The sequence below is a fragment of the Litoribacter populi genome, from assembly GCF_007483685.1.
Classification (GTDB): Bacteria; Bacteroidota; Bacteroidia; order Cytophagales; family Cyclobacteriaceae; genus Litoribacter; species Litoribacter populi.
Genome location: NZ_VMKN01000002.1, coordinates 445,191 through 466,566, shown reverse-complemented (window position 1 = coordinate 466,566; position 21,376 = coordinate 445,191). Strand labels below are relative to the sequence as shown.

Here is a 21,376-nt window from a genome sequence, read left to right as displayed (position 1 = left end):
TACGCTTTTAATCGGTTAGGGTTTATTTTAAAAACTTTACTATCAATAAAGAGTAATCGTCATCCGGCATGGTGTCGGTTCCTATGAACTCATATACCTTTTCCATGATTTTTTTGACAAGATTTTCGGGGGATAAAGTATAGTTTTGTTTAAGAACTTCTTGTAAATTTTCAAAACCAAATTCCTCTCCTTCACCATTTTTGGCTTCGACAATTCCATCGGTATACATCAACATGATGTCTCCTGGCTGGTATTGTATAGTTTTTTCCTTAATGAATTTCGAATATTGTGAGTTGCGGAGTATGCCTAGCCCCAATCCATCTACTTTCAAATAGGCACAAGTGTTTTGAAGCGCACTGTAGTAAAGTGTCGGACAATGTCCTGCACGACTATAAATAATAGATTTTGTTGAGGTGTCAAGAACATAGTAAGTTGTAGTAATGAAGTGGTTTTTCTCCAAACACCTTCCCAAAGCCCCATTTGCCTGTGACAAAAAAGTGGAAGGTGATAGGTCTTGCTGTACTAGTGTGTGAAAAACACCTTTCATCTGCGACATATTAAAGGCAGCGGAAGTCCCCTTGCCGGATACGTCGCCTATAATGATGGCAAACCTATCCTGTGTAAATTGAAATGTCTCATAATAATCTCCCCCTACTTCATCGGCTGCCTCAGATAATCCTGCTATGTCAAAACATTCATTTTTGTGAAGAACGGAGGGCAAAAGGCTTCTTTGTACTCTTTGGGCAATCTCAAGTTCTTCCTTATATCTTTCATTCTTAATTGCTTCGCTTAAAAGTCTGTGGTTTTCCACCGAGATGCTTGCTTGGCCGACGAATGTGGAAATGATGTTGATCATCTCCTTGTTAAAGCCATCTTTCACTTCTTTGAGTAGATAAATGTGGCCCAAAACCTCTTTGTTAACTCGCAGAGGGATGATTAAAGCTGACTTATAAAAGGGATGGTTAATTTTGCCTGAAAGATGTTCAAAGGGTTTTGGCTCTACCTTTATCAAAAAGTCCTTGAAAGGTTTGGCATTTTTAAGTTGCTCCTCTACTTCGGCTCTGTCCTCCTCGCTGATAAATCTTTGGTGAATGACAGTCGGATTTTCTCCTAAAGGTGATAGTTCCAGCCAAGCGGCATCCACATAAGCTGCACTCATACAGCTATCCATTAATATATCTAAAACTTCATTTTCACTTTGGCCCGGCTGAATGGATTGGCTGAGCTTTTGGAAATTGATGGCCTCTGTTAATTTCTGTTCAAAAACAGAGGAGGTTGGCAGGTTGAAAAGTGTTACCAGAAAACTGAAAAGGGCATAGATAAATACAAAGCCAAAGAGCCCCAAAAGGAAAAGATTCTCCGTAAGGCTAACTACTACAGTCGCCTGCTCGGTTTGGGTTACCGTATGGAAAAACAGAAAACCCGTAGCCAACAGGATCAGCACCAGGTACAGAATGGATTTCCACTTTTCCTTAAAAGTAAGGTAAGGTATCCATTTCAAATTCACTGACAGTATGATTCCGAAAATGTAGATAAAAAATAGCCCGAAAATGAAGCTGTAGTTAAAGGTCGTCTGGTTGAAGAATACGAAAAACATGCTGACTAGCATGATGATTTCAAAGGCCTGCCATTGTTGGACTACATTCTTGTCCTTTTGATAAAGGATTAATTGACGCCAAATGAGGGTAACCGAAATTAGAAAGATAGTGCTTAGTCCAAAATTGACGTGATAAAAGAAGTTTTGAAGCAAAGGATCCGTAGATAGCCGGCTATTTCCTAACAGAAAATAGAAAAAGCGGACCAAAACGGTAATTCCTGCTGCAAATAATCCAGTAGAAACGCCTTTCCAAATAAGATCCAGAAAGCTTATTCCCTCATTTTTTTTGATGTCATTGTGAAAAAATAAAAACACCATGATAAAGAATAGTGTTTGTAGTATCCAAGTGATCTCTGGTGAGAAACCTGTATCCATCTGGTTAATCACTCCAAATAGCCGGACTAAGTCCACAAATAGGAGTGCTAACCACGTGACGATGGCTAATAATAGGGCAATTCTACCGATATTTAGATTGAGAATCTTGAGCATAAATAAAAACCACTACAATAATACATAATCTAGCGGACTTTATGCTCTTTGTAAAGTTTCCTTTTAAACTCTTTAAATGTTGCTAAAAATGAAAAATTATTTATCCAAAGTATCTGTATTTTTAATGACCCTGTTACTTGTGGCTTGCGCAGGTGCCGATGTTGGAAGTATTCTCCGAGGTGCAGCTGGTGGAGCCTTGTCGGAAGATGACGTGGCAAGCGGACTGAAAGAGGCATTGGTTCAAGGGATATCCAAAGGTTCAGAAAGCGCCTCTAGGGAGGATGGTTTTTTCAAAAACGAGCTTATTAGGATTGCCCTGCCAGAGGAAATGAGAAGGGTGGAATCTACAATGCGTTCTCTTGGATTGGGTAGTGAGGTTGATAGAGTTTTACTCACAATCAACCGAGGAGCGGAAAATGCAGCCAGAGAAGCTAGGCCCATTTTCGTAAATGCCATCCGACAAATGTCCGTTCAGGACGCTTGGAGCATTTTGAGAGGTGAGGATGATGCTGCTACGACTTATCTTCGTAGAACAACTACAGATGAGCTGACCGAACTTTTTATGCCAAGAGTTCAGGAATCATTAGAGCAGGTAGGGGCTACCCGTCATTATTCGGATTTGGTGCGGGCTTACAATGCCATTCCTACCACGAAAAATATTGATCCTGATTTGGATAGCTATGTGACAGAAAGAGCATTAGATGGGTTGTTTACCTTAGTTGCTGAAGAAGAAAAGAATATCAGAGAAAATCCTATGCAAAGGACCTCTTCATTGATGAGAAGAGTATTTGCAGCCCAAGATGCTGAATAAAAAAATAGGGCGGTGAATTGCCGCCCTATTGAAATATTACATCGTCGATGGTGCCTTTGCCAAATTTGCCTTCAATCAGGCCCATGACTTTACTTTTGTTCATGATGAGTTCTTGCTTAATAGCAGCGGAACTTAGCTTGACGAATAATTTTTTATCTTTTACGAAAAGGCTTGAAGTTCGACTGGATACAGTGTTCCCCATTAATTCCCCCCATGCCTGCACCACCATGCGCTCATTGAATCTATCTTTGAGCCTATAGGTCTGTAGCAATTCCTCAAAAGCCTCCTTTAAAGGGGTGATTTCTTTTTTGCGTTTGCTGTAATCTTTATAATAGGCCATATGGTAAATGTAATCAAATAAACAGCTTCTCGGCAATCAGGTCGGCCAAAAGTTTTCCCTGTTTAGTCAAAATAACCTTCCTTTCCCTGATAACAAGTAAACCTTCATTTTGTAAAGTTTGAATAAGCGGTTCATGTTTTCCCAACAGGTCAAGCTGGTGTCTATTTCTTAATAATTCAAGGTCTGTCCCCCAAATTGTTCGGAGAGAAGTTAAAATGTATTCATTGATGATATCATCATCGGTTAATGGATCGGAAATAATTGCTGGGGAATCGTTTTCTATCCCTTTGATATATTTAACATTGTTTGAAATGTTGTGCTGCCGGTTTTTACCATCAAAAGAATGTGCACTGGGCCCTATCCCCAAATAAGGTACGCCTTTCCAATAGTTGCTGTTGTGGATGGCAAAGGCATCAGGCTTTCCGAAATTGGAAATTTCATATTGGACATACCCGTTTGATTCCATTTTTTCCTGTAGCATTTCAAATTGCTCAGCATTGAAGTCATCCGAATTGGGGTGGATTTTGCCTTTCTCGGCCCAAACCCCAAAAGCCGTTTTGGGTTCTATCGTCAGGCAATAGCTAGAAATATGCCCTGCATCAATTTCCATAGCTTTCTGCAAATCCCTTTCCCATATTTGGTGGTCTTCCGCGGGAAAACCATACATCAAGTCGATGCTGAGTTTTTGAAAACCGGCATTTTGGGCCAGCTCAATACTTTGGACGGATTCCTTAGCGTTATGTGCCCTGTTGCAAAATTTCAGGATTTGGTCATTGAAACTCTGTATCCCAATACTAAGTCTATCCACCCCCAAGGACTTGAAGGCCTGAAGCTTTTCAGAAGTCAGGTCGTCGGGATTGGTCTCCAAGGTAACCTCTTCGGGGCTGACTGCATAATTTTCATAGACGGCGTCCAGAAGTTTTTCCAATTGTCCGGGTGACAAAAGAGACGGGGTTCCCCCTCCGAAATAGATGGTTTTGATCTGACTGGATTTCCCCAGGTAATCTTTTTGCAGCATCAGTTCCCCGCACATGACATCCACCATTTTATCCATCAGCTGAGGATTGGTGCTGAAGTGGAAGTCGCAATAATGGCAAGCCTGCTTACAGAAAGGAATATGGAGATAGATCCCGGACAATTTTTATCTATTTTAAGGGGTAAGAGTGAATTATTCATCCAACATGAATCAATGCACAAAGGTATGGCTTTTTCTTATATATAGAGAGGGGAATTAGGTGGTTGTGCTGAGAGTTAACCTCCAATCACAGCTATATCAATCGAAACTCATATCGGAATCTTTCTATCTCCATCCTAACTCTAAACAGGGTACGGATCAGCTACGGAGTAGGTATGGACAAACTATAAATTTGGCCCAACCGGCTATGGGGTTAGACCTAGCTCAGCCCTAACTCAATATCCCTATAAGGTCCCTATAATTTCCCTATAAATTCCCTGTAAGGTCCCTATAGGCTTTCTAAAAATATTACTACTATCAACCTTTTCGCGTCTTTCCGGTCCATGGAGCGGTTATTGAAATAAATCTGCCTTTGCCAGGAAGGCGGGCTCTTAAACCGATAAGCAATTTACTACAGATAGCACAGATTGACACAGATGTCTTATTACCTTCATTTTTTCCTTCTCACTTATTTCCCTCTGCGCTTCTTTGCCAACACCCGATCCGCCCACGATTGGCCCGAAGGCATCGGGAGGCTACGCTTTATTGCAAACTTCGGGGTTAAGTTTCGGACTTCATTTTTGTAGTCAACCAATTTTGCTAAATGTTATTTCATCTAGTTGTAGGGATATTTGTCTAAATCTGTATTATTGTATTGGATTTGATACTGCTTTAATTTGTCATTTGTGGGGAGGGCTGCTTTTATATTGATTTTTTGCCTTTTGAGCCAAAACCTTTTGGCACAAAAACAAAAAGCTATTCTCAAAATTTCCGCAGAAACTGATACTTTCAAAGAATTCCAGGACAGCCTCGCCAGAGAAAATTACATTAAGGCCGAAGTGGCCTATCTGATTGACCAAGGATATTTGTTGGCCAAGTCCGAAAGGGGTGAGGGGACGGATACGCTTCAGGTTACTTTCCATCAGGGGCGCCAATACCAATGGGTTGCGCTGAATCAAGGGGGCTTGCCTTCGGACGTATTAGTAAAGAGCGGGTTTGATGACCGAATGTTTAATGGGAAGGAAGTCTCGTATGGGACTATTTTGAAATTGTTTGAGAGAATAATACAGGCTTCTGAGAGTAAGGGGTTTCCTTTTGCGGAAGTGGGGTTGGATTCTTTAGCATTGGAAGGTAATAGTCTTTCGGCTGCGATAAACTATGAAAAGGGCCCGTTCATATCATTTGACACTATAAAGGTGACCGGCAGCTCCAAAACGGATCCAGTCTTTCTTGCCAAGTTGCTTCAGATTTCACCTGGAACTCCTTTTTCCCAAAGGAAAATTGATGAATCTATTTCTAGAGTTCGTAATCTGCCCTATCTTCGAATCATCGATGAGCCAAGTCTAAGTTTTCAAAACAGTGAAGCCACCTTTTATTTGCCTATTGATGATAGGAAAATCAATATGCTGGATGGGATTATAGGCTTTTTGCCCAATGAACTAGAGCAGAACAAGATCCTTGTCACTGGACAGTTTGACCTCGCTTTATATAATGTAGGAGGGAAAGGGCGGAACTACACGCTAAATTGGCAGCGGCTTAGTCAACATTCACAGAACCTGGAAGTCAACGCTGTAGAACCCTTGGTGTTAGGCTCTAATGTGGACGTGATGGCTCAATTCAGCTTTTTGAAGCAGGATACCAGTTTTTTGAACAGGGATTTCAGAATTGATTTGGGATATAGGGTGTCCCCGGCGCTTTATCTTACTTTTTTCAACAGTAGGCAGGCAGGTGGGCTCTTGGATGTAAGTAGGTTTCAGCAAGCTGAAGTATTACCTGAGGCAGCTGATTTCCGATTCAGTAATTATGGCGTGCACATGGATTATAATGGCTTGGATGATGTGTTCTTTCCTAGAAGAGGATATTTTGCAAGCTTTGAAGTTGGGCTCGGTAATAAACGATTGCTGGAAAATACAGCCTTGCCAGAGAGACTTTATGAAGGAGTGGAAATGGAAAGTTTGCAGTATTTTATAAAGTTTAATCTGGAAAAGCATTTCTACTTCCAACCCAATATAGGTCTTTGGGCGGGCCTGAGGGGTGGGCAGGTAGAGAGTGGTAATCTGCTGTTGAATGACCTCTACCGCGTGGGTGGTCTTAGGTCCATAAGGGGGTTCAATGAGAATTTCTTTTATGCCAGCCGATTTGCCTATTTGAATGTAGAGCCGAGATTTTATTTTGATAGCTATTCTTATTTTATGATTTTTGCGGATATTGGGAGATTGGAAAATGCGGTAGGCAGGGTGCATACCGATTGGCCTAGGGCTGGTGGCGCTGGTATAAATCTTGATACCGGAGGGGGGATGTTTCGCTTTATTTATGCACTTGGCAAGTCTTCCACTCAGCCTTTTGCATTCAATTATTCCAAAATACATTTTGGTTACACTGGCAGATTTTAGATGAAAAAACATATATGGGTATTTTTGGGGCTGGTTCTTTTCGTGAGTTTGGCGATACCAACCCAAGGCCAGGTCTTAGAAAATTACAATTCGGCTTTTGAGATAACTCACCGTTTTGAGCCATTTTATTCACCTGAAAGGGCTACAGTAGATGTAAATGTCAGGGATTTTTCCACTGCATATTTTAAAATTAGCGTGCCAGAGGGAGCTTCGGTCTTTGTGGACAATATACTCTGGCAACATGCCGATTCTGATACCAGTTTGATTGTGGATAGCCAAGTGTGGAGGGCTCAATTTCCAAATGAGAGCCCAATAAGGAGGATCAGCATTCTAAAAAGAGACTTACAACCACGGATGCTGTCCTTGCACAAAGGTTATTTCTCGGAAGAAGCACCTTCTGTAGTAATGGAATCAGACCCGGAGACTGTGACGTTCAAAAGGGAAAAGGATAGGTTAAAGGAGTTTTTCTACATTGCCTTGGTTATTGTTTTGGCATTGGTGGCCTTATATAAGGTAGTTTTTCCAGTGGTTTTTTCAAATATGCTGAAACCCACATCTGTTTTTACTCCCGAAGATTTTACGGATAGTCATGCCAAAAGCCGGATATTCTCTACAGATGTTATATTTTATCTGGTGATATTCAATATGCTTTTGATGCTTATGGTGGTATTGGCTGTGTATTATTTGGAGGTGTCTATTTTAAGAAACTTTCTAAGAAGTGAACTCAATTTTATTTTTCTGATTTGGCTAATTGGATCAGTTGTACTTTTCGTGGTTTCAGTGGTCAAGGTGATGTGGCTTAAGGTTACTACGTCAATCTATGAGGTTGGAAGGGTAGAGTTTATCCACTTTTTTTATATGCTTAGAGTAATCTCTTACTCCCTCTTAGTGTTGGTAATCTTCCTGACTCTTGGCTTGGCCAATGATATTATGGAAACTCGCCAGTTGATAACCTATTCTATGCTTCTGTTTTTTATACTTTATTTAGGTGGAGTTTCCATGCTTTTCTTTTTTATGACAAAGAAAGTTTCGTTTAAGAATTACCATTTATTTTCTTACCTTTGCACCGCGGAATTGATTCCCTTTTTGGCTATTGTGAAGCTGATTGTAGGGTAGTTCTTTAATAAAAGGAAAGCAGAAAGAAGAAGTAAACCTAAGTAAGATGACTAAATCTACAAAAGACAGATTCAACCCTGTAAAGAGTATCCTAGTTTCTCAACCCAAACCTTCCGATGATCGGTCGCCATACTTCCAATTAGCTGAGAAATATAACCTGAAAATTGACTTTAGGCCTTTTATAAAAGTAGAGCCAGTTTCCGTAAGGGACTTTAGAAAGCAAAAGATTGATATCCTCAAGCACACGGCTATTATTTTTACCAGCCGGAATGCAATCGATCATTTTTTTAGCATCTGTCAGGAGTTGAAAATTGAAATGCCGGCGGATATGAAATATTTCTGCATCTCTGAGCAAACAGCCCATTACCTGCAGAAATACATAGTGATCAGAAAGAGGAAACTATTTGTGGGAGTAAGAACGGCTAGCGATCTGTTTGATTATTTCAAGAAGCATAAAGGTGAAAAATATCTTTTCCCTTGTTCCGATATCCGCAAGGATGACATTCCTGCTCATTTGCAGAAAAACAACATTGAATTTACCGAAGCAATTATCTACCACACTGTAGCTGCGGATCTTTCCGACCTGAAAGATATAAAGTACGATATTCTGGCTTTCTTCAGCCCGTCTGGGATCAAATCCTTACTGCAAAACTTCCCAGACTTTAATCAGAACAACACCCGTATTGCTGCCTTTGGCCCGACTACGAGCCAGGCGGTGAGAGACGAGGGGTTGATCTTGGATATTGAAGCTCCAATGCCTAATGCGCCAAGCATGACTGGGGCTTTGGAGCTATATATCAAAAAAGCCAACAATTTATAGTATCTTTTTAATCAATTTACAGGTAATTTCAGTTAAATTGTGTAGAATAGTTCTTCCAAAGGCTATAGATACTTTTAACCTGATTGCTCCCAGAGGGGAGGGGTGAATTTGCCCCATTTTTCTTCGCTGTGGATAGGTGGTCATGATATTTGAGACTACGCATGAAAAAAAGAAATTACCTGATTTTGAGTTTGCTTTGTGGTTCCCTGATTAACCTGTGGTGTACCACTGAGGTGGTGGCCCAGCAGGACGCCCAGTTTACACAATACATGTATAATGGGCTTTATTACAACCCTGCCTTTGCCGGTAAGGAAAATGGCTACCATTTTTCGGCTTTGCACCGCACCCAATGGCTTGGTTACAATGCGCCTTCCGGTGGTGGCAATGGAATCAATACTCAGCTTTTGACAGCAGCAGGAAGAATAGCCAATACAAATCTGGGTTTTGGCTTGAACTTTGTAAATGATGACATCGGACCGACGGCCAACCAAGAAGTGAATGTATCTTTAGGTTATCATTTAAAAATTGGCCGGGGGGTGTTGAGTTTGGGTGCTTCAGGTGGCTTTTTTTCCAGCACTATTAAATATGACGAGCTTAACCCCGTAAATCCGGATCCATTGCTTCCTGCATCCGGAAGGGAATCCCAAATTAATTTTAATGTAGGTGGGGGAGCACTTTATGATCAAGGTAACTTTTATTTGGGATTAAGCAGCAGGCATATTAATGAGCCTGATTTTGATTTTGGAGAGGGGCTGTTTGGCAATCAATTGAGAAATCATAGTTACTTATTGGCTGGATACAGGGTTAGGACATTCGGGCAGTTTAGTTTTGAACCTAACCTTTTGTTAAAAACTGTGTCCTTGGATAATTTTTCATATGATATTAGCGTTATAGCGACACATAATGATAAAATTAGCGGAGGTCTAGCATTTAGAGGGGAGGAGTCAGTGTCGGTATTATTTGGGTATAGCCTGTTAAGGGATAATTCTTTAAGGTTAGGATATGCATTTGACCTAGTGATAGGAGGGGTGGAGGCAAAAGCTCCTACTTCACACGAATTCATGCTTGCTTATCAGTTGCCCACCGTAACTCGAGACATCCAACGGGTGATTCAACGAACGCCGAGATTTAGATTTTAGGAAAAAAAAGATTCTTTAATTTTATAATTCTTTTTGCGATTTTCTAATATTTTCTACTAAATTTCGAGCTTGTAGTGTGTGAAAAATATGGAAATAACAATACAATTAAATAAGTGTCATTTATGCATAAAAAAATGAATTCACGACTTTTAGCAGTGATTGTAGGGTTTTTGGCAACAACTCTACTTCAAGGTTGCGGCCTTTTTGGGAGCAGTGGTACTGCCAGTGAGAAGGAAAACAGGAGAGGGGAAGTTACCGGTGTCCCGAAAAGAACAGGTTGGAAGCAATCCCTTCCATATGACATGGTGCCGGTGAAGGCCGGAACTTTCTGGATGGGCCAGGCCGACGAGGATATCGCCGTCTCCCAGTCTGCCTTTAACAAGCAGATTACCATCTCGGAATTCTATATGGACAAGTATGAAGTTTCCAACAACAAGTATCGTCAGTTTCTTGAAGCCGTGAGAGGTGGAGACTTGGCGTTAGGAACTCCGACTACTCAAGAAGATCCTCCACAGTTCAATTTGGAAGAGCTATTGCCTGATACTACCGTGTGGTCTTCAAGCTTTACTCACCACTATGGGGATCCGTTGATGGAATACTACTTTGACCATCCTGCATTTGATGACTATCCAGTAGTAGGTATCAGCTGGGAGCAAGCTAAGCAGTACTGCGAATGGAGAAGTTACCACATGAACGCGAATGACCGCTCTGAATATGATATGCCAAGATTCAGGCTGCCATCAGAAGCTGAATGGGAATATGCAGCCAAAGGTGGGAAAGATGTTGCCAAATATCCTTGGGGTGGTCCTTATTTGAAAAATAGAAGAGGATGCCTTATGGCCAACTTTAAGCCTGGAAGAGGTAATTACATCGATGACGGTTTTGCTTATACTGCCCCTGTCGATGTATTTGCTCCTAATGGATTCGGTCTCTACAACATGGCCGGTAATGTGGCTGAGTGGGTTGAAGATGCATACAATCCTGCAGGAAGCTCTCTAAGCTGGGACTTGGACCCGGTTTACAAAGATCCGAACGAGCCAAGAAAAGTGGTTAGAGGTGGTTCTTGGAAAGATATTTCCCATTATTTGGAAACCAGCACTAGAACTTACGAATACCAGGACGTGAAAACTGCTCACATTGGATTCAGAACTGCCATGACCTTCATCGGTAGATCAGGTTCCATGGACGTAGGATCTAAGCGTAGAAGAAGAAGATAGAAAATAAAACAACCTTATATAATAAAGAAGCAACAACATTAACAAAAAATTAGAGTAACATGTCAGCAAACAACAATTCGTTTAGATATAGATTTTACGGTGATTGGATGCCGAAAATTTATGGTATCGGTGCAGCAGTGGTAATCCTTGGAGCGATGTTTAAAATTTTGGACTGGCCAGGAGCTACTTTGATGATCGGTGTAGGTCTAACTACGGAGGCCGCTATTTTCTTCTTGTCTTCCTTTGAACCTAAGCATGAAGATATAGACTGGTCTAGAGTTTATCCACAATTGGCTCCTGATTACAATGGTGATGGTTTTCCAACTATGCCATCTGCAGCTACAGGAGGTACTCCAATGGCAGATAGTACGACTCAAAAATTTGACAAAGTATTAGCTGATGCCAAAATTGGCGATGACTTAATTGAAAGTCTTGGCAGAGGGATTCAAAACCTGGCTGACTCAGCTGAGAAAATGGGTAGCCTTTCCAATGCAGCAGTAGCTACCAATGAGTACGCTGAAAATGTGAAGACTGCTTCAAGAACCCTTACTGACATGAACCAATCGTATGCGCAGACGGCAACTGCTTTGGCAGAAATGTCTTCAGCAACAGGTGATGCCAAAGAGTACCATGAGCAAGTGGTGACGGTAACCAAAAACCTCTCTGCACTTAATGCAGTGTATGAGATGGAACTTCAGGATGCCAATAACCACGTGAAAGTGCTTAACAAGTTCTACTCCAATGTTACAGCAGCAATGGAAGGTCTTAATGAGGCGGGTAAGGAAACTGAAGCCTTCAAGAATGAACTTGCCAAATTGAACCAAAATGTTAGTTCGTTGAACAAAGTATATGGTGGCATGCTAACAGCCATGAAAGGTTAAGCTAATCTTTCAACTTAATTAATGTTTGACCATTTAAAATACTACTATGGCTGGAGGTAAGGAAACACCAAGGCAGAAGATGATCGGGATGATGTATCTCGTTCTGACAGCTCTCTTGGCGTTGCAAGTAAGTAATCAGATACTTCAAAAGTTTGTTCTTCTTAACGATGGGTTAGAAAGAACATCCAAAAATTATATTCAAAAGAATGCCTTTATGGTAAGCTCTATTGAGAATACCGTAGATCAGCAAGGTAATAATGCCATCGACCTTCCAAAAGTGGAGGCTGCTAAAGAGATCAGAGGAGCTACTTCCGATATTTTTACATATTTGGAAAGCCTTAAGCAAGAACTCATTGATCAGACTAACGCCAAGAACGAAGATGGAACTTATAAAACCAGTTCTTTGAAAAACCAGGATATTACTGGAAACATCTTTAACAACAACCGGAAAGGTTATGAAATGGAGGAAAGGCTAAACGAGTTTCCTGTTCAGATCACAAACATTCTAGCAGAACTCGGCATCGATCAAAACTTTGAAAGAATTGCTAAGGATGCCAGAGAAATTGACCTTTTCAAAAATGACCCTAATGCCAACTATAAGGATTTCGTAAACCTAAACTTTGTGAAATCTCCAGTAGGTGCGGTTTTGGCACTTATAAGCCAATACCAAAATGAGGTGTTGAATATTGAAAGTGAGGCTCTTTCCTCAATTACCAATTCAATCGGTACATTCTATTTCAAATCAGATGTGTTCGAAGCGAGAGTGGCTGCTAGTAGTAATGTAGTAGCTGCAGGTACCAAATTTGAAGGGGATATGTTTATTGCCTCGGCTTCATCTTCAGCAATGCCAAAAATGACAGTTGACGGTCGTGAGGTTCCTGTAGAGGATGGGTTTGGTAAAATCAGTTTCACTGTTCCTCCAGCCTCAAGTTATGATGATAGGGGATTGGCGAAGAAAACCCTTCAAGGTGAAATCACTGTAAATATTGCAGGAAAGGATAGTACACTTAATGTTGATTATGAATATTTCGTAGCAAAGCCAGTAATTAGGGTTGAATCGGAGACAGTGAATCAGCTTTATGCTAATTCTGCCAACGTTTTGATGATTGATGTACCGGCTTTGGGAACTTCTTACGCTCCATCATTTACCGTTTCAAACGGTCGAGCAATCAGCGGAAGCAGACCTGGTCAGGTAACTATTATTCCTACTTCTGACTCAGGGAAAGTAACGATCGGAGTAAGCAGTGGTGGAAACAAGATTGGTGATGTAGAATATGACATCAAGCCAGTACCAGCACCTACCATTCGTCTACACGATAATAGAGGTCCAATTGACCAAACTACTCCTTATGCATCACCAGGTCCAGGTACATTATTAGTTAAAGCCATTCCAGAGGCGAACTTTGGAAGAACGATGGCTAATGATGCTAATTTTGAAGTAACTGCTGGTGAAGTAAGGTTGATCAGAAATGATGTTCCTAGAGAAACCGTTCAGATTTCCTCTGAAAACGTAGGTGGCATTAACAGTTTGAGGCAAAGAGCTCAACCTGGCGACAGATTTGTAGTGGTGGTGAGAGAAGTTACTAGGACGAACTTCCAAGGCAATAAAATTAAGACTTCACTTAATGAAGTTTACTCCTTCTCTATTCGATAAGGATATAATAAAGAATTGAAATTTTAAATAGTTTTTGATATGAAACTACAGGCAAAACTTATTTTCTCCCTAGCTTTCCTTCTGGTAAGTCTGACGGGAGCTAAGGTGATGGCACAAGGGGCAACCAGTGTGCAGCCCTCTAGCAATGGAGATCGCCAATTTAAAATGGATACAACTTATTCGGCACATTCCATAAGGGATGACGACAAGATGTTCCAGATGGCAGTATGGAGAAGGATTGATCTTAGAGAGAAATATAACTTGCCTCTATATGGATCCGGAGACATCAAAGACGATGGTATCATCACGCATATTTATAAAGCAATTGTAGAAGACAATGCTTTGGAAGTGTTCAGAGATGAGGATTTTACAGAGCCACTTGGTATCAGTGAATTCCAGGAGAATTTCTGGATTGCGGCCAATGGAGACAGTGTCTTTGTTAAGAATCTTTACTACTTAGATCTAATGGAAGACTTCGTTTTTGATAAGCATAGATCACAGATTCTATTTGATGTTAAATACCTGGAACTTGTGATGCCATCGGAAACTAACTCCAATGCCGGTCAGAAAACTATCGGATATATTAGGTATAAAGATTTCTACAACCACTTCAAGGATCACCCTGAAGCCAAATGGTTGAACTTCAAAAATACCTCTAAGCACCTTTCATACGCGCAGGCTTTTGATTTGCGTCTATTCAAGGCAGTAGTTAGAAAGTATTACAACCCTGATAATGCCTTGATCGTCGATGAGATTGATCCAGACCATCCAAATGCTCAATTGCAGGCATATCTCAACTCCTTGGAGTTTGAATATGGACTTCTTGAGTGGGAAAATTCCTTATGGGAATGGTGAAATGACAATATTAAAAAAGCGGGTTTTTACCCGCTTTTTTCTTTTATAGCTGCTAAGATTTTTTCAGCCTTACTTTTACCGACAAGTTCAATTAATTCCTTCGGGTCAGCTTCCATTATTTTTTTATAGGATTTGAAATGCTTCAATAACCTATCTGCGGTTTCTTGCCCAATCCCTTTTATATCCGTCAGCTGGGTTCCAAAAGCATTCTTGCTTCTGACATCTCTATGGAAGGTAATGGCAAACCTGTGGGCCTCATCCCTGATTCGCTGCAATAGTCTTAAAGACTCTGATTTTTTGTCGATATGGAGTGGAAATGGATCATCAGGGAAATAAATTTCCTCAAGCCTTTTGGCTATACCAATGATGGGTATTTTTCCATAGATGCCCAATTGCTTCAAAGCCTCCACTGAACTTGATAGCTGCCCTTTTCCGCCGTCTATGACAATCAGTTTGGGCAAGGGTTGCTCCTCATCTATTAGTCTCTTGTACCTTCTACCTACCACTTCTGTCATACTAGCAAAGTCATTGGGGCCTTCCACAGTTTTGATGTGGTAATGCCTATACTCCTTATTTGCAGGTTTACCATTTAGAAAGCAAACCATGCTGGCCACAGGGTGGGTTCCTTGGATATTAGAGTTATCAAAGCACTCAATGTGATCAGGAAGGTCTTTCAGGCTTAGATCAGCCTGAAGTTGTCTTAAAATGCGGTCTTTTTTATCCTTAACATCTCCAGCAGCAAGGGCTTTTTCTTTTTTATAATATAGAGCGTTCTTCAGAGAAAGCTCAACCAACCGCTTTTTATCCCCTATCTTCGGAATGGTGATAGCAAGAATCTCAGCCTCCAAATTGACCTCAATATTGGAAATGATCTCCTTGGCTTCGCTTTGGAATTGATCCCTCAAGCGGACCAAAGCTGTAAGCAGCAGTTCCTCATCGGGCTCATCTAATTTTTTCTTCAACTCAACGGTCTTGGTCAAGATTATTGCCCCATTCTTTATCCTTAAATAATTGACATATGCATGTTTCTCATCTGAAACCAAGGCAGCAACATCCAAGTTGCTGACCGTTGGGCTGGTCACCAGAGATTTGGCCTGATACTTTTCTAAAAGATCAAGTTTATCCTTGTACCGCTGGGCTCGTTCGTAATGGAGATTTTCGGCAGCTTCCTGCATTTTGGTTTTGAAGAACGATTTTGGAATGCCCAAATTACCTTTCAAAATGTGCTTGGCCTGTTCTATATCCTTAAGGTATTCAGGTTCTCCTATAAGGGCTTCGCATGGCCCCAAGCAATTGCCGATATGGAATTCCAAACATACCTTGTATTTCTGCTCAGCTATCTTCCGAGGATGTAGGTCAAGCTTACAGGTCCTGATGGTGAATATACTTCGGATAAGGTCCAATACATTATTCATGGCCTTTACACTAGCAAACGGGCCGTAATAAGTGCCACGGGAGGGAATTACCCTTCTGGTAGGGAAAATCCTAGGGAAATGCTCTTTGGTTAATAAAAGATAAGGGTATGTCTTGTCATCTTTGAGCAGAATGTTATACCGAGGTTGGGTTTTTTTGATGAGGTTGTTTTCTAATAAAAGCGCATCAAATTCCGAGTTGACAATGGTAAACTCTATTTTTTTGACCTCCCGGACCATCCTCCTGGTCTTGGCATTTAGTCCTGCGCTTTTAACAAAATAACTCGCAACTCTCTTTCGAAGGCTTTTGGCTTTACCTACATAGATAAGGGTATTTTCAGCATTGTAATATTTATAAACGCCGGGCTGATCTGGTAACTGATTGTATTCCTCTGGTGTATATGAAGTTGCTAACATAGATTACAAATATAAAAAAAACAGCCACTAGGGCTGTTTTGTTATATGCTTATAAATTTGAAGTATTTACTTATATCTTCCCGTCTCCCGTCTCCCGTCTTCGGCCTTCTGTCTCTCTAGAAATCATTACTTCGTGAGTCAAAATCAAATTCAGTAGTTGAGTCCCGGTTGTACATGCTGCAATCCAACTCTATGCTCAATGGTCTGTCTGGCTTAGGAAATGGTCCTTTGGTAATACCGATGGATTCATCTTCATAGACTTTCTGCATGAATTTCACCCAGATCGGTCTGGCAGTTCTACTTCCCTGACCTGCGATCCAGCTTCTAAAGTGAATGGCACGGTCATCTCCGCCTACCCAAACACCACTCACCAAATCTTTGGTCATACCCATATACCAACCATCAGATGCATTTTGAGTAGTACCTGTTTTTCCTCCTATTTCGTTTCCTTCGTCTCTTAGAGACCAAGGTACCCCTTGGCTAGTTCCTCCAGTTTCCTCAAGACCACCTCTGAGCATATACACCATCAGATAGGCATGTTCCTCGCTCATCGCAGGTTTCTTTCTAGGCGTGAATTGTTGTAGCACGTTTCCGTTTTTATCCTCAATTCGGTCGATAAAGAAAGGTACAATATGCTCGCCCTTATTCACAAATGTTCCGAATGCGCCAACCATTTCAATAATGGAAACATCACTTGTACCTAAGGCTAATGCCGGTACTGGATCCAGTTGACTAGTGATTCCAAGTCTGTGAGCAGTTTCAATTACCACCTGTGGACTTAGCTTTTTCATCATGAATGCTGTAACCGAGTTGACCGATCTTGCCATAGCCTCACGGATGTTCATTTTTTCATAGGTAAATTTACTGTCAGCATTTTTTGGGCTCCAAGTAGGCTGACCCGGAATATTAACTTCCACGGGCTGATCCATGACCTCATAGCAGGGTCCGTAGCCGTTTTCAATGGCAGCTGCATAGACGAATGGCTTAAATGTAGAGCCAGGTTGTCTTTTTCCTTGACGTACGTGGTCGTATTTGAAATGCTTATGGTTAACGCCACCTACCCATGCTTTGATATGGCCGGTTGATGGGTCTAGCGATACGAATCCCGGCTGAAGGAATTTTTTATAGTACTCCAAGGAATCCATAGTACTCATGAGCGTGTCGACTTCTCCAAATTCATAGGAGAATACCCTCATTTTTTTCTTTTCGTTAAGTTTAATTTTTAGACTGTCCGAACCTGCGCCATATCGGTTTGATAACACCCTATAAGCTTCAGTTCTTTTAACAGCGTTTTCTAGGAAGTTGGGAATTTCTCGGCCTTGACTATCTATCCATGGCTTACGCTTGCCCATTTCGGCCTCAAAGGTCTTTTGTAGGTCGGACATGTGCTCAATTACGGCCTGCTCGGCATAATTTTGCAAGCGGCTGTCAATGGTGGTGAATACTTTTAATCCATCCTCAAACAAATTGTAAGGTTTTCCATCAGGACGTAGGTTTTCCCTAGTCCATTTTAGCAACTCTGATTTAACCACTTCTCTAAAGTAAGTGGCTGTTCCTAAATTGTGGTTCTCTACTTTATAATTGAGTTCAAGTGGTAATTGAGCAATAGAATCATATTGGTGGGGAGTAATAAACTCATATTTCATCATTTGGCCCAATACTGTATTTCTTCTTCTCAAAGAATTTTCCGGGTTGTAAACTGGGCTATAATAAGAAGGGGCTTTAAACAAACCAACAAGTGTAGCAGCCTCCTGCAAGTTTAACTCATTGGGCTCTTTACCAAAAAAGGTAGTAGAGGCTGTTTTGATGCCATAGGCATTACTTCCATATTCAGAAGTGTTGAGGTAAAGCGTTAGAATTTCGTTTTTGGTATAACTTCTTTCCAACTTGGTGGCCACGATCCATTCTTTTGTCTTGATGATCAACATCCTCAGGCCTGGAACTCTGCTAAGGGTACCTTGACTTTCAAGATTTCTGGTTTTGAATAGGTTTTTAGCCGTTTGCTGACTCAATGTACTACCACCCCCGGCACCGCTTTGGCGCAAAATCAGTGATTTTACCAATACTCGCCCCATGCCTTGAAGGTCAATTCCGGAATGTTCCTCAAAACGGATGTCTTCAGTAGCAACTAGCGCATTGACAAGGTTTTTGGATACTTGGTTATATTCGACAGGCGTACGGTTTTCTCTAAAGTATTTTCCAAGCAGTACCCCGTCTGCTGAATAAAGCTCTGAGGAAAGGTCGCTTTTGGGATTTTCCAAAGCCTTGAAATCCGGTAGATCTCCAAATAGCCCAAGGAAATTGGCACTTACTGCCCATATAAAAATGATAAAGCTTAATATTGCAGCAATAAAGCCGAGCCACAAATAAAGAATGACACTCTTAATGGTCGAGGCGGAAACAAGTTCTTTTTTTTTCTTATTACTCATGTGATTATTTATAAGCTTCTTTATAGAAAGCCTTGTACTCTTCTATGTCTTTTCGCTTATTTAACTGTTGGAAATTCTCTATCGAAATTACAAAACTACTATTTTTTAATTCAGCTGGTAGGTCGTCGCTGTTAAATTCAGTTAAGAACTTTTCGCGGTATTCCATAGCCTTGTCTGCTTTCCCAAATGGGCTGATTATGATTAATGTGTTTTCCTTGTTGATGGAAATGGTTCCCGTTCTCAATCTGGCATTTGCATAATGTCTAGAATGAAAATTCTCAAGGTCTGCAGTCAGGGTTTTTGCCTCTTGACTTTGCTTTGGTTCCAATGCCAAGATAAATATATGGGTCTGTTCTAGATTTTCCTTATAAGGTGAAGGCTCTTTTACTTCTTCTTCCAAAGTGGCTAAGGTATCAGCAGTGTCCAAGTCGGTATCTTGATCCAAGTTTTTGGAAACTAGAAGGGGTTTATCATCGCCTGCGATGACTGTCAGCATTTTTCTTGCCAGTTTTTCAAGGTCTTTATCTTCCACGCTTTGAAGATACTGCTCAAGTTTTAGCTTGTATGCCTCTTCGCCATCTAGCTTGTGGGAAACCATAATGTCAAGTAGCCAAAGCTTCTCTGTATTTCGAGTAAGGGGATAATCGTCAAGGGCTTTTCTAACTATCTGTCTAGAAGATAAATACTCTTTTTGATTGAAAAGTTCATAGGCTTGCCTGTATTGCTCACCAGCCGCACGGTGATCTTGGGAGGAGTTGCCTTGAGCAGGGTTATTCAAAGACTTGGTGAATGGGGAGTCTGGAAAATCTTTGTTAAGTATTTCCTTGTATTGGCCATGTGGAAGCCCTGCTTCCTTTGAAGCCATATATAAGGTGTAATAAGCTTCTGGTTTTTTCGGCGTCTGAGGATAATCAGACAGCAATCGGTTTAGGTATCCAATTGATCTATTGGGTTCTTTCAGATCTATATAAAGAATTTTGCCAAGTTGAAAATAGGACTCCTCCATCTCAGCTTTCATTTCATTCAATACGGATCTATCACTTGGGATTTGGTTGAGCAGGTCATCTAAGTCAGGCAGAATGATTTCTGGTTGGTCTTCGGTTTCGGTATTATCAATGCTGTCAGACTGGTCCATTGTCTCACCTATAGCTTCTTGGAAGCCTTTGTTGCTTCGTCTCCAATTGTCCTCCAAGGGTCTGTTGCCCCATATTCTATAAAAATCAATCGAGCCCTGCTGCATGGCAGTAGGGTTTTCAAAATAAAATGATGATCCACTTCCTTTCCCTCCGAAGGCCAGCAGGTTGTCAAAGATACCAGTGGATTTCTCCTGGTTTTTCATTTCAGCTTCTCTGATGAGCCTTTCTTCCTCACTTTTAATAAAAGCCTCAGCCACTAGAATTTGCTCATCTCTTGAAAGGGAGGATAGGTGCAAAAGACTGTCGTTCTTTTGAATAACTTCGAAATTCTCCACATAATCATCCAACACCTTTTTCTTTAATTGGATGGAAGCATAGAGACGGTCTGTTTCTTTAAAATTTTCTACCGCACTGTCCAGGTAATATTTGGCAGCACGGTAATCCTTCATTTCATCAAAATAAATTTCTGAAAGCTTATGGTAAATGTAGCCTTTTTGACGCTGGTTCGGACTTTCCTCTTTAGCAGCCAAGGTCAACAGGCGGATTCCCTCATCCTGGTTATCCTGTTTGAGTTCAAACATCGCTTTCTCATAAAGAATAACATCCCGCAAATCCCTATTTTTCCGATCGTCATAAAGTTCATCGTAGTATTTACGTACTTTTTTGAAATCCTTGCTTTTTTCTAGCTCTACCACTTGCTGAGAATAAAGCTGAGAAAAGAAAGCTCGCTCATAAGGTGGATTTCCCTTCAGTGCCTTTTGATAATAATCATAGGCCACGGCATCAAAACCGGCTCGCTGATACAGTTGGGCAAGGATAAAGTTGATCCTGGATTTTTCCTTAGGATTTCTAGTCAGCTCTACGGCTTTATCCAAAGAGGAGACAATTCCATCCCTTTCCCCGCGAACTTCATAATAATACCCCAATGTCAGATAAAGCTTCTGTCGGTTAGTTTTACTGATGGCTGTTTCTTTAGAGAAGAAGTCGATTACATATGCGGCATCATCGAATTTGCGAAGATCAATAAAGGCATGCAGCAATTGGATGAGTGCTTGATGTCTTACGTCTTTCTTCTTACTGTTTACATTTAGGTATTTAAATGTATTGATGGCGTCATCAAAATCTGCCTGCAAGTGTTGGATCTTCCCGATTAGAAAATAGCTATCATCCACCCATTTGCTGTTCTTGTGCCAGTCGATGGCTTTGGAGGCCATGCCGTGAGCATCTTCAATTAGCCCTTCGTTTTGTTCGATTATCGCACTGTCTATGGGATAGAAAATTGGCAGCGGTTCTGAATAATCCTCCCGGTGGGCCAACTCAATGTTGTGTTCAACTTCGGCGATTTTCTCCTTGGCCAAAAAGTAGGCGTTGTATCTGGCAGTCGTGTTATGGTAAAGCCTGCTGGTAAAGGTGTTTCTTTCAGCACTACATGCTACTAGGGTCCCAAGTAGGAGAATGGAAAATAAATGCTTTGAGAATCTGTTTATTGTCATCAT

At 41.1% G+C, this 21,376-nt stretch carries 15 protein-coding genes; 9 read left to right on the top strand and 6 right to left on the bottom strand.

What is annotated here, in order from left to right; genetic code table 11:
• Positions 1-22: 22 nt before the first annotated feature.
• Positions 23-2,086 carry a GAF domain-containing SpoIIE family protein phosphatase gene (locus FPL27_RS17820; protein ID WP_143962580.1) on the bottom strand — a complete coding sequence of 688 codons (2,064 nt, stop codon included), beginning with the start codon at positions 2,084-2,086 and terminating at the stop codon, positions 23-25.
• A gap of 88 nt (positions 2,087-2,174) precedes the next feature.
• Between FPL27_RS17820 and FPL27_RS17815 the strand changes: the two genes are divergently transcribed.
• Positions 2,175-2,897 (top strand): DUF4197 domain-containing protein, encoded by a 723-nt coding sequence (locus tag FPL27_RS17815; protein ID WP_143962579.1) that lies wholly within the window; start codon positions 2,175-2,177, stop codon positions 2,895-2,897.
• Positions 2,898-2,922: 25 nt separating this feature from the next.
• Here the strand turns inward: FPL27_RS17815 and FPL27_RS17810 are convergent, their stop codons facing one another.
• Both FPL27_RS17810 and hemW read right to left on the bottom strand, forming a co-directional pair.
• Positions 2,923-3,237 carry a DUF721 domain-containing protein gene (locus FPL27_RS17810; protein ID WP_143962578.1) on the bottom strand — a complete coding sequence of 105 codons (315 nt, stop codon included), beginning with the start codon at positions 3,235-3,237 and terminating at the stop codon, positions 2,923-2,925.
• Positions 3,238-3,250: 13 nt separating this feature from the next.
• Entirely contained in the window at positions 3,251-4,375 is a 1,125-nt protein-coding gene (hemW, locus tag FPL27_RS17805) for a radical SAM family heme chaperone HemW (protein WP_143962577.1), read from the bottom strand.
• A gap of 773 nt (positions 4,376-5,148) precedes the next feature.
• On the opposite strand from hemW, the gene FPL27_RS17800 reads away from it, so the two are divergent.
• From FPL27_RS17800 to porN, 8 genes are all read left to right on the top strand, one after another.
• A complete protein-coding gene (locus FPL27_RS17800; RefSeq protein WP_235893492.1) occupies positions 5,149-6,804 on the top strand; it encodes a BamA/TamA family outer membrane protein in 1,656 nt (551 codons plus the stop codon).
• Entirely contained in the window at positions 6,805-7,920 is a 1,116-nt protein-coding gene (locus FPL27_RS17795; protein WP_143962575.1) for a DUF4271 domain-containing protein, read from the top strand.
• Between the two features lie 46 nt (positions 7,921-7,966).
• Positions 7,967-8,740, top strand: coding sequence for a uroporphyrinogen-III synthase (locus tag FPL27_RS17790; RefSeq protein WP_143962574.1), 774 nt, complete (start codon positions 7,967-7,969; stop codon positions 8,738-8,740).
• Positions 8,741-8,901: 161 nt separating this feature from the next.
• Positions 8,902-9,879: a PorP/SprF family type IX secretion system membrane protein gene (locus tag FPL27_RS17785; protein WP_143962573.1), complete on the top strand. Its 978-nt coding sequence runs from the start codon at positions 8,902-8,904 to the stop codon at positions 9,877-9,879.
• A gap of 122 nt (positions 9,880-10,001) precedes the next feature.
• The gene (porK, locus tag FPL27_RS17780) at positions 10,002-11,096 is read left to right on the top strand and encodes a T9SS ring complex lipoprotein PorK/GldK (protein ID WP_143962572.1); all 1,095 of its coding nucleotides are present in this window, start codon (positions 10,002-10,004) and stop codon (positions 11,094-11,096) included.
• Positions 11,097-11,155: 59 nt separating this feature from the next.
• Positions 11,156-11,977 carry a type IX secretion system motor protein PorL/GldL gene (gene porL, locus FPL27_RS17775; protein ID WP_143962571.1) on the top strand — a complete coding sequence of 274 codons (822 nt, stop codon included), beginning with the start codon at positions 11,156-11,158 and terminating at the stop codon, positions 11,975-11,977.
• Between the two features lie 46 nt (positions 11,978-12,023).
• Positions 12,024-13,631: a type IX secretion system motor protein PorM/GldM gene (porM, locus tag FPL27_RS17770; RefSeq protein ID WP_143962570.1), complete on the top strand. Its 1,608-nt coding sequence runs from the start codon at positions 12,024-12,026 to the stop codon at positions 13,629-13,631.
• A gap of 39 nt (positions 13,632-13,670) precedes the next feature.
• Complete coding sequence (porN, locus tag FPL27_RS17765) at positions 13,671-14,486, top strand: type IX secretion system ring subunit PorN/GldN (protein ID WP_143962569.1); 816 nt, start codon at positions 13,671-13,673, stop codon at positions 14,484-14,486.
• A gap of 26 nt (positions 14,487-14,512) precedes the next feature.
• On the opposite strand, the gene uvrC is transcribed toward porN, so the two are convergent.
• The 3 genes from uvrC to porW all read right to left on the bottom strand — a co-directional run bounded on the left by uvrC (position 14,513) and on the right by porW (position 21,376).
• The gene (gene uvrC / locus FPL27_RS17760) at positions 14,513-16,315 is read right to left on the bottom strand and encodes an excinuclease ABC subunit UvrC (RefSeq protein WP_143962568.1); all 1,803 of its coding nucleotides are present in this window, start codon (positions 16,313-16,315) and stop codon (positions 14,513-14,515) included.
• A gap of 116 nt (positions 16,316-16,431) precedes the next feature.
• Positions 16,432-18,744, bottom strand: a complete 2,313-nt coding sequence (locus FPL27_RS17755; protein WP_143962567.1) for a penicillin-binding protein 1A — start codon at positions 18,742-18,744, stop codon at positions 16,432-16,434.
• A 4-nt stretch (positions 18,745-18,748) separates the two neighbouring features.
• Complete coding sequence (gene porW / locus FPL27_RS17750) at positions 18,749-21,376, bottom strand: type IX secretion system periplasmic lipoprotein PorW/SprE (protein ID WP_317129455.1); 2,628 nt, start codon at positions 21,374-21,376, stop codon at positions 18,749-18,751.